The organism is Bacillus sp. MYb209, assembly GCF_002975175.1.
In the GTDB taxonomy this organism is placed as follows: domain Bacteria; phylum Bacillota; class Bacilli; order Bacillales; family Bacillaceae_G; genus Bacillus_A.
On record NZ_PCNZ01000021.1, the window covers coordinates 67,802 to 78,500 of the forward strand.

The window sequence follows — 10,699 nt, forward strand, 5'->3', positions numbered from 1 at the left end:
TAAAATTATATTAAATTATTTTTATTCTAAGTTCATTCCAGGCAAAAGTCAAGGAATTCCTATCCGAATTTACCGAATATCTAAAAACCCTTTTAATACGCCAATTGTCTCCGGTGCTTGTAGTCTTGCACATATGTACGGGAATTCCGTACTACCTTCAAACATCATTTGAGATGTGAGCGGTGCCCCTGCCCAAAAGATTTCATCATCGATTACTATAAACGGGTATGCTTTGTTTTGTCTTTGTAACTTTATATTTTTTAATGGAACTGGTCCATCACTATATACCGTTACTTGTGCATTCGTACGCATTAACGCTTGCCATACTCTTTTATCTACTTGCCTTGTGCTTGGAAGTGAAATGATAATTTGACGTTTTGCAGCTAAAATATCTTTTAGTAGTCCTTTCGGCTCTTCAAGATTCATTTCCATAAACCAACGTAAACGTTTCGATATTTTCCGCTCCCACACTTGTCTTGATGTCGTACGATCATATACATCTCCGTGACGTTCTATATGGGCTGTTAATTGTGATAACGCTTGTTTTCTCGATAAATTTTTACGCATGTAGTGGCAATCTGATAATTGAATGAACTTCCCTCTCGCTCTCGTAACTGCTACATTGACGAGACGATGGTTTTTATGATCAAAGAATAACACACCAGGACGTTCTTGCGGATAACTATCAACCGTATCAAAGATCATCATATCTCTTTCAGACCCTTGAAACTTATGAACTGTCGCCGCTAAAACTGGTATGTTTTGATATTTCGTTCTCTGCAACATTTCTCTAATGCACGTTGATAAAAAGCGGGACTGCGCCCTGTACGGCGTAACTACACCGATAGATTGAACACCATCTAACAATCCAATTAACATCATTTGCATCGCTACTAACCCAGACATAATATTAAAACGCGAACCTGAAGCAGCGTCTTTTAAAGAAAAAGCTCCCATTAAGCTCGTATCAAATAAAACACTAGCTTCATTTGCGAACGGTTGTAGTTTCGCAAGTTCTTTACGCTCTGAAACAGATGGATGATCGTAAACTCTATTTTTATAAATAAATGAATTCGTAAACTTCGATATATCCGCATGCATACGTCTTTGTTCCTGCAACATAAAAAGGTTGGGATGTGCTTCTGATTTATTTACAGAATTAACAATCCCTGCATGATAAAACATATCTTCACCGAGCCATTTTCGAACGAGTTCATGGTTTGCCATCGCAATCGGAGGTAATTGTAAAAAGTCACCACAAACGACAATACGTTTTCCAAGAGAAGCAGCTAATGCGATTTGCGGAACATATGCCATACTTACTTCATCTACAACAACTAAATCAAATGTGCGCTCATAAATAAGTGAATCAATGGCACATTTTGATAGCGTTGCACCGATTACTTTTGCATTTTCAATATATTCTTTTTCTACTTCTTTAATTTTCGCTTTTTGCTTTCGAAGATCACTTTCAATCTCTTGTATACGCTTCTTATCAGCAGAAGTCGCTTTATATGATAAAATCTTTTCACGAAGATCTTGTCGTGTCTCTTCTAAATAGAGTCTTTCTTCTCCCCAAGATCCGTTCGTCGTTTCAACTAACTTCGACGCAAGTAACGTTTCATGATTTCGTATATGTTCATGTTGACTATAACCGTAACGAACAATTTCGCCAGGTGTCCATTTCTTCTTCTTCTCAATTTGCTTCGTTACTTCACTCATTAATACGTCCACAGCCGCATTACTATGAGCTAACACAAGTACCGATTTTCCTTTTTGATAATGAGCAGAAATAATACGCGATAAATTGTAAGACTTCCCTGTTCCCGGTGGTCCCCACACGTACGTTGTCGGATTGTAAAATGAACGATACGCCAATTCATTTTTCGTATTTTTCATCTTCTCAATATGCTTCGGACTACTCGTCCCATCAACAAGACGCTTTATACGATTACGTTTCAACTTATCTTTATGCGCCTCTTTCAATCGCTCTTGCAGTTGCTCTAAAAGTTGCCACGGTTCACTGTATAAAACAGCTTCTCTTATTTCACCTTGTATATAATCATTTAACTTCAGTTCTATTTCTAATCCATGTACAGATAATACTTCCCCCGTCGCTTCTTCACCATCGAACTCAATTCGAATTGGTGAACCTTCCGGTAAGCTTACTTCCGAAATAAGCTGAAATACGTATACTGTACTTTCATAATCTGTATATAAGAAACGACCGTTAATGATAGAAATTTTACTACCACCTATCGTCTTCCAATGTTTAATTTCATATGCTAATGCATAATGCCACTCTTTCATCGTTTCCGATAATGAAGGAGTTTGAGTAGTTGTATTCATAGTATAATCTCCTTCCTTCTCCCCAAACATACTTTCTCACTATACCATATTACACGTTAAAATTTGTAAGGTTTTTATCTTGCTTATTTTCTTAATTTTCAATATTATTTTATATATAATTTTCAGAAAGAAGGAGTGCACATGCCAGTCAGAAGAATTGAACACGTCGGACTTATGGTCGCAAACTTAGAAACATCTATTTCATTTTATGAGGAAGTAGTCGGCTTACAGCTCATTAAACGGATGGGGCATCCAAACCCAGACTTAAAACTCGCTTTTTTAGGTGTAGAAGAATCAAAAGAAACGATACTCGAACTAATTGAAGGTTACAACTCTTCTCTTCCGGCAGAAGGAAAAGTGCATCACATTTGCTTTAAGGTAGATTCATTAGAAGATGAAATCGAAAGAATACAGAAACACGGAGTAACATTTTTACTTGGAGATGAAATCGAAACATTACCGGATGGAACACGTTACATATTCTTCACTGGCCCTGACGGGGAGTGGATTGAGTTTTTTGAGACGGAGAGATAAAGTGAAACTTTAATCAGAGGGGGGGTTTGTCCATCCCCTCTCATTATTAGCCCGTACCAATCGGACTTTTACAGGCAGTTAATCTCCCAAAAATAGCGGGATAAATAATCGTAGAGATATCAGGTTTTTATTTTGGGGTTATTTTAAAACCTTAGCTTGATGGGCATCGGGGACTGACGGCAAAACTCGGATATTATATGTTAAGACATTTTTAGAGAGCATAAAAAAAAGACACCCTAAAGTGCCCTCCTCCGATTTGAGAATCACATCTATGTATGGAAGAAATTTAGAAAAGACAAATACAAAAAGGGAAGCTTCTAACTATAATTTATAGAGCTCGCATGTAAGCAATTACTTACATGCATATTTCCTTATTTACTGGAAGAAGAATCCCCCGTTATATTACTTTCTAATCAGTCTCGTTAAAGCCATCCCAAGAAATCCAGCACCCATTCCTATTAGCCATCCAGTTTGGGTACTTCCTAACATAGATCCCACTCCTCCACCAAGAAACATGCAGCCAACGAATACTAATCCTCCAATTCCCCAGTTCGGCCGATCCATAATTCAATCACATCCTTTCAATAAAACATATGCTATTAGCCACCTAAACTTTCTTACATAGGATATGTTAATTATTTTGCTAGAGATGGCATAGTTATTTAGCAACTTTCAGGGAATTAAAAAGACGGAGATTGACCGATTTGAAGGGATTGCAGGAGGAGAATTTAATTTTTTGTATTATAATAACTTAGGGGTTATGGAACAAATTCTTCTTCAACTAACCAGCTAATAGAAGCCTGGAGGTTTTCCACAATCGAGGGCTCATCGCCATCAAGCTAAAATTTCGTTTCGGGGAAGAATGTGTTTCTTTACATGGTAGCGATGGGGTTCCGCCAGCATTTCGAAAAAAAACCACGCTAAGCACATTTTAATACAAAAAAAGCCGAGTTTTACCCCTCTAAGAGTAAACCGGCTCATTAATATTTAAAGGAAGTAATGTTTATAAATTGGTGGAATACAATTCTTCAAGCTTATATTCTCCTAAGAAATTGATACGTTCCCAACCTAAATGCCATTATACGGCATTAAATCTTCTTGGAATTCACCTTTTCTTCAGTTCTTCTACTGCTTTTTCCATGTAAACTGTATTCCATATGTTTATAGCATTAATTATTATGTTAAGTGCCCTGGCTCGTTCTCTTAATTCGCCATTTTTATCGAAAAATATAGCTCTAGCTAATGCATTTGTGGCCTCACCCTTATCCAATTGTCCGTTAATAGACACACGTGGTTTAAATTGTCCTTTTTCATGAAATAGACCAGTCATGTGCCACATTCTTTTTAAAAGAAGGTTTCCATTCTGACAAATCCTGATAAACAAACGTTATATTGTCACATATTTTCTCTGCAACTTCGTACATATGTTTTATATCATTAGCCGTAAATAATATACTTCCTTTGCGTTGAGTACTGTCTACAATAGTTGGTATGATGTCGCCCTCTTTTACTAATAGATCAATTAATACGACCTCGGATATGTTAGCTAACTCTTTATACTTGATTTCTTTTAAGCAACCCGGTTTTGGAATCAAGCTTAAAGACATAGCTTGACATTTTGAAGGTACACATCTAAATTCATCTATAGTCTCAGTAGCTAACGCATCATAATAGTATCCAAATTGAGATATGCCGGTTGTTAGTTCCACCATTCTCCATATGTTGCCGCCACCTATTCTAACTTGAGACTCTATGATTATTGGCTTATTTTGTTTGTCTATCTTTATTTCTGTATGAGTAATGCCGTTTTCCATTTGCATATCGTCCAAAAATAGCATTACTTTCTCCATAATTAATTTTTTTTGAGATTCATCTATAGGTGCCGGCATAATAGTATAGTTTATTATAAACGTATCTTCTTTAAATACTTCAGCTGATATAGCTAGTATAGAATGTTTTTTGTTATAAGAAACGGTTTCGACCGTATAAACTACATCACCTCCAATGTACTCTTCCACTAAAACAGGTAGTTGAATACCATTATCTTTAATAAATACCTCTACGTCATCTCCCGTGTCTAGCTTAGATACACCTTTACCACCTGCGCCAATCGGGAGTTTTATATAATACTATCTTTTTTGTTCAAAAATTCATTAATGTCTTTAATGTTATTGCAAACTGTCGAATCTATCGAAAAGTCTTTGTCTGCTAGAATTTCACGCATCATGTCTTTATTGCGGGTTATCAGATTAGCATTGTAAGAAGGTCCTTTAACATTAAAAATCTTTGCAATTATGCAAGCTGTATCTAAGGCTGTTTCGTTGAAAGATACAACCACATCAAATGGTTTCTCTTTGTATAATTCTTCAGCATAGTACACACACAAAGGTATGTTTGTTGTGTCTATTTCTTTTTTATAGAAACACTTTTCTAAGATAGCACCATCAAAATATATATGTTTAGTGTAAGACCCTATATACGAAACAGTATACCCACTGTCTAAAGCATCTTGTATAGGTTTTGTCCATCCCCCTATAAATAAAATGTGTGGTGTATTTTCTATGTCAGTGCCTTTTGATACCTTATACATCATAATCATCTCCTCTAAAATGAACTCGTATATTCAATGTCAGTTCCTTTTGATACACCTCGTCTTAACAACACCACTAAACACAATGTTGTTCCGAAGCCCCCTATAAATAACGTAGTTTGAAGCCCAAATATAGAAACTAAAAATGCACTAGCAAAACTTCCCAATGCCCAAGCTCCCCAATTAAGCGTACGCTGTACAGCATTTACTCTGCCTAGCATGTGATTTGGTGAGGCAAGTTGTCGTATGGTTGCAGCGTAAGGGCCAAATACACCTTCTCCCATACCATGTATGATACTTGCAGCTACTATACCGTAAACGGTTCCCATATATCCCATTATCGGTATAACGGCCAGACCGGTAACTGATACAGTAGCACTATAAATAAGCATTTTTGTATTATTAATTTGTTGACTTTTTTTCATGAGTATCGTATTGCCTATTAAAAATCCCACCGCTGCTGAACCTACAACAAACCCTATTTCAAGTTCAGATAGACCCATTACCTTATAAAGGAATATTACTAAAATGCTATTTAGTATGTATTTAAAAAAACCGTAAACAGCACCACAGCTTACAATTGGTTCCAATACAGGGTGTTTTTTAAAATATATCAAACCTTCATATATGTTTTTGTATACGGATTTTATATTTACGTTTTTTAAAGAGCCTTCTGTATGCGGTTTAAACTTTGAAATAAATAATACAAACACAAAACAAACAAAATACGTTACTGCGTCAACAGTGAAAGAACCTGTTAATCCAACTAGAGTAATAACGATTCCTGCTAGCATAGGACCAATTACTATAGAAAGAGACTCCGAAAGTGCTAGTTGAGCATTTCCTTTTTTTAAGTAGTCTTTATCTGTTAATATTTCCGGTAAGAAAGAAGGAATTGCAATGTTGTAAAACGTGGTAAATATTCCATTTAAAAACATGAGAAACACCAATAAAGGGAACGTTATTATATTTGTTACAGTCAGTATGAATACTGATAAAAATAAAATACCTTGACATATACTACAAATTAGCAAAACATTTTTTCTATGAAAGATGTCTATCAAAGCACCGGCTACTAACCCAAAAATTAGGTAGGGTAAGAATATAACCCCACGAAGCATGGCAGCATTTGCCTCACTTGTTTGTAGCACCTCTAATGCAAAAAGAGGCAAAGCTACTATTGTAAACTGGGTACCTAACAAACTTATAGATTGTCCTAGCCAAAGCTTGTGAAAATTAAAATGTTTGCTATCTTTCATAATAACCCCCCATTAATTCATATTTATAAATTATCAAGTTTACGATATAAGTAAGATCAGGCAAAACCTATCTTTCATCTAATGTCTATACCACATAAAAATTCGAAACCTGATATAAAAGCGATTTTAGTTCCAAAATGAAGACTTGATGTTTAAAACTCTCCTGGCTAATGAAAAGTTCATCTTCCGAAAAATACTGCCGCAATTCGTTCATAACTCAATTGAAAGACGGATGGAATTGACTTGTCAGAGTCTTGTAATTGATTAGTTCGTTTCAGATTCATTTTCCAATCATATGTCACTTTGAATCACCTCCAGCCTCAGTATAACCTTGAAGGCACGCTGTTGTACGCATTTTGGAATGTAACAGCAAGATAACAAAGTTACAATGACGAGTTGTTATGTAATTGTACAAAGTCAGATTCACACGATTGGAGAAGATGAAAAATCTTTGAATCCAAGGTATCTGGTTTGAATTCCACTCGTCACAAATATACACTTGGATTGGATCGATGCTTTTATAGCAGTGATATACCAGGTATTCCTTCAGTATTTTATATAGGACTTTTTCAGTGATCTCGCATTTATGTGCTTTCTTGTTGCAGCGAGCCAGTGCACTTAACATAATAATTAATGCTATAAGCGTATAGAATACTGTCTATATGGAAAAGGCCACAGAAGAATTGAAGCGAAGAGGGTGGGGTCAAAGAGGCTCTAATGCCGTATATATGGCCTTTAGGTGGGAACACATCAATTTCTTAGGGGAATATAAGTTTGAGGGATTGCATTCAACAAGTTTACATTCCTTACGTTCTTTAAATAATAAAAAGCAAAATTACTCTTAACGGGGTAAAATTCAGCTTTTTTTATATTAAAATGTGCTTAGCTTGTTTTTTTCTGAAATGCTGGCGATTCCACTCTAAGGGTATCTCACCCAGTTCTTGTTGTTGCAAGATAAGCAGCATATAGTCAATTAAAATAATTTAACAACCCACATTAGAAAAAACATCAAGAAAAGACATTCCAAACATGGAACGCCTTCTTTTACTTTATAAAACCATCCACTTAAATCTATTTTCCAAATATACCATTCAACACTCTGAAATATTCTAATCAACATAATCACTCATTTAACTAAAGAAATTAGTTAATTGCATAACGCTCTTCTGACTTTTCTTGCGAAAGTTAGTGGATCATCAACGTCTTCGATATTAACGTAAATCAAATTTGGATCATCACATAACCACTCATTGTGTATAGACGAAACTATTATTCCTTGTTTAATAATTGTAGCAACAAATTCAGTGACTTCCTTTTGTAAGAGTGCTACCCGGCCTAGACATAATGCCCGTCCAGTTTTATTATCTCTTGATTCGAATGAGAAGGAAGTTGTTACTCTAAAACGTTTTCCTAAGATTGTTGCTTGTATTTTATCCCGATTTATTGTTGCCACGCATTTTCCACCAGCGAATCCTTTTTGGCCGCCGATAATTCTTGCAAACTGTTGACAAATTGATTCCTCATTAATCGCCATACCTTCAATCATCCCCCCTTTTACTGTTAGGTTATGAATTCATACATAGGTCTGAAACGGTAATGAATCTATTCGGTTACAAAAAAGGTGATGGCAATCTAACGAAATCTGTTAGCTCAATTATTCTTGATCATATGACTAGTTACCCGAGTTTAAATGATGCAGAATTTTTTTGTTATGAGGTGTTTTTCCTTTTTAGCTTGATGGGTATGGGGTGCTACTCCATAGCTATTAAGTCAAGAAACACATTCTTCCCCAAATGTTTAGTTACAAAATGTCTTAGACTGCATTTAGATAAACCAAAATAACAAGCAAAAGCCCCTTCAAATTTGAAGGGACTTTTTAGTATATAGAAATTAGCTTAAATCAAAGATAACATCTCTTGAAAGGGGGCATTTTTATATTATTCAGGTTTATTGAGGAGCCTTCGTTTGAAGCAACTTTAACCCCATACCAATAAAAATCATTCCTGTTACTTTATTTAGAATCATTCCTACCTTTTGATTTCCTCTTAATTTTTTTGTGACATATGAAGAGAAATAAGCAACAAATAAACACCACAATAGTCCAGTTACTGTAAAAGTAAGTCCTAAAATGATAAAAGGCATAGGACCTGAAGCCTTTGTATCTATAAATTGCGGAAGAAACGCAATAAAGAATAAAGAGACTTTTGGATTCGTAAGACTTGTTAAAAGTCCTTGTAAATAGATCTTTTTAATGTTCAATTTATTGGATGAGGCTTGGAAAGCTACATTTGTCTTATCCAATATCATTTTAATCCCTAAATATACAAGATAGATAACACCTATAACCTTAATGGTGTTAAATAACACAATGGATTTTGTAAGTATAATAGATAAACCAAAAGCAACCAATAACGTATGAACTAAAGAACCAGTAATAATACCAAAAACAGAATACACACCTGCTTTTCTACCTTGTGAAATACTTCTCTCCACAATATACATGGTGTCTGCGCCAGGAATTAGATTTAATAAAATCCCTGTTAGTAAAAACACTTCATAATTAATAATACCGTACATTCTAGCACCTCTATCTATTTTTTTGGTGCCCTTATTGATATTAAAGTAAATAAAAGAAAAAGAAAAGTATTTTCTATTTATTCAAGAAAATCAGTGGCTTTTTTGATTTACAACCAATAAAACTGATGGAGTGTATCATTCGTATTGCGGACCCAAAACTCACTATTGAATAAGTAAAACCCCAGAAATCCAAAGGTCTCTGGGGCATCATTATATATCTATCTCTTTTTGTTTTTTGTTTTGTTTATGTCTATAAAGGAATTTTCGACCTGTTAGAGAAATCAGTAATAAAATCATTATTAGTACTAAAAATTGCATAAATGATAAATCAAAATATTTAGCACCTGTAACAATTAAAAGTGTAGAAATCGTACCTTTTACAATGAAAAAAATAATAATCCATAATCCGCTTTTTTTCCAGTTCATTTTTATTTTACCCTTTCTTACGTTTAAATTCTTAAAAGATTTAGTGATAGTTCTTGAAAGTGACATCTTAATAGAAATCTATTACATTAATAAAAAAGTCATGTCTAATTAAATGTGACGATTCTATAGTAAGTGAAAATGATATTCATTGTCAATTTTATTGACTATTTTAATTCCAATCGTCTCATACTGGAATGGTTTGAATAACTATTCTTTTCATCTCAATCTCTTTCCACTTTGTTTCTTCTGGGTAATGAGCTCTTGTCTTCTAACGAAAAACACCTCCATTAAATTTGCATACTTAGTATGCGAATTCAAGAGGTGTTTTTTCATGTACCACTATTCGGGTTCACTTCAATCACGATTTCCTGCTTTTCTATAAATTTAAGTTATTGATACATGTATCGTTTCACGCGAGATACTATTTACTAGTACACGATAACTGGATCATTAGTGCTCAAATTATCATACACAGTTTTTGCAATATTAGGAAGAAGGTTAACACATCCGCCTGATCCCCCTGTTAAATAGGCATTATTCGCCCAGTTTGTTCGCCAGCCTGCATCATGGAACCCTTGACCGCTATTTGTGAACGGAACCCAGTAATCTACTTTAACTGCATAATCAGCTTTACCTACTGCGCTGCCTTTCAGCGTGTATGGTGTTCGTTTATATAGGACGTACCACACACCTGGTGATGTATCTTCACTCGTGCTATGTTTACCAGTTACTACATTTGTTGTAACTACTAATTTTCCATCTTTGTAAATCCAAATTTGTTGCTCTGCAATTGAAACTTCCGCATACGTGTCTCCGATACCATTATTCGATGTTGTTTCATAACCGATCCCTTCCTTCTCCCACCCATTTCCGTGAATATTAGAAGCAGAAAGTGATTTTTCACCTTTCTCAAAGGCTTGTTGAACTTGTTTTGTTTCTTTTTCAACATCTAGTGCCCAGCCAT

The 10,699-nt window shown here is 35.0% G+C and carries 9 protein-coding genes and 3 pseudogenes; 2 read left to right on the top strand and 10 right to left on the bottom strand.

All coding sequences use genetic code 11. From position 1 onward, the window contains the following. Positions 1-69 precede the first annotated feature (69 nt). Positions 70-2,379, bottom strand: coding sequence for an AAA domain-containing protein (locus CQZ94_RS23185; protein ID WP_142395915.1), 2,310 nt, complete (start codon positions 2,377-2,379; stop codon positions 70-72). Between the two features lie 111 nt (positions 2,380-2,490). Here CQZ94_RS23185 and CQZ94_RS23190 point away from each other — a divergent pair, with 111 nt between their 5' ends. Continuing rightward, positions 2,491-2,883, top strand: a complete 393-nt coding sequence (locus tag CQZ94_RS23190; RefSeq protein ID WP_105587263.1) for a VOC family protein — start codon at positions 2,491-2,493, stop codon at positions 2,881-2,883. A 402-nt stretch (positions 2,884-3,285) separates the two neighbouring features. Here the strand turns inward: CQZ94_RS23190 and CQZ94_RS31305 are convergent, their stop codons facing one another. The 5 genes and pseudogenes from CQZ94_RS31305 to CQZ94_RS31870 all read right to left on the bottom strand — a co-directional run bounded on the left by CQZ94_RS31305 (position 3,286) and on the right by CQZ94_RS31870 (position 7,034). Further along, positions 3,286-3,447 carry a hypothetical protein gene (locus CQZ94_RS31305; protein ID WP_164881585.1) on the bottom strand — a complete coding sequence of 54 codons (162 nt, stop codon included), beginning with the start codon at positions 3,445-3,447 and terminating at the stop codon, positions 3,286-3,288. A 439-nt stretch (positions 3,448-3,886) separates the two neighbouring features. Beyond that, positions 3,887-4,174 (bottom strand): annotated as a pseudogene (locus CQZ94_RS31865) (Tn3 family transposase); the annotation flags it as partial. 19 nt (positions 4,175-4,193) lie between these two features. After that, positions 4,194-5,473: pseudogene (locus tag CQZ94_RS23200) on the bottom strand (ATP-grasp domain-containing protein). Positions 5,474-5,487: 14 nt separating this feature from the next. Continuing rightward, on the bottom strand, positions 5,488-6,732 hold the full coding sequence (locus CQZ94_RS23205; protein WP_105587264.1) for an MFS transporter: 1,245 nt from the start codon (positions 6,730-6,732) through the stop codon (positions 5,488-5,490). Between the two features lie 179 nt (positions 6,733-6,911). Continuing rightward, entirely contained in the window at positions 6,912-7,034 is a 123-nt protein-coding gene (locus CQZ94_RS31870) for a hypothetical protein (protein ID WP_255834214.1), read from the bottom strand. Positions 7,035-7,331: 297 nt separating this feature from the next. Here CQZ94_RS31870 and CQZ94_RS32440 point away from each other — a divergent pair. Beyond that, a pseudogene (locus CQZ94_RS32440) lies at positions 7,332-7,577 on the top strand (Tn3 family transposase); the annotation flags it as partial. A 302-nt stretch (positions 7,578-7,879) separates the two neighbouring features. On the opposite strand, the gene CQZ94_RS23215 reads toward CQZ94_RS32440, so the two are convergent. The 4 genes from CQZ94_RS23215 to CQZ94_RS23235 form a co-directional block, all read right to left on the bottom strand. Further along, entirely contained in the window at positions 7,880-8,266 is a 387-nt protein-coding gene (locus CQZ94_RS23215; RefSeq protein WP_142395917.1) for a DUF1259 domain-containing protein, read from the bottom strand. A 413-nt stretch (positions 8,267-8,679) separates the two neighbouring features. Continuing rightward, positions 8,680-9,309, bottom strand: a complete 630-nt coding sequence (locus CQZ94_RS23225) for a LysE family translocator (protein ID WP_105587267.1) — start codon at positions 9,307-9,309, stop codon at positions 8,680-8,682. A 210-nt stretch (positions 9,310-9,519) separates the two neighbouring features. Continuing rightward, positions 9,520-9,735, bottom strand: a complete 216-nt coding sequence (locus CQZ94_RS23230) for a hypothetical protein (RefSeq protein ID WP_105587268.1) — start codon at positions 9,733-9,735, stop codon at positions 9,520-9,522. Positions 9,736-10,163: 428 nt separating this feature from the next. Beyond that, the coding region (locus CQZ94_RS23235) for a L,D-transpeptidase (RefSeq protein WP_142395916.1) at positions 10,164-10,699 on the bottom strand (536 nt) is incomplete at its 5' end.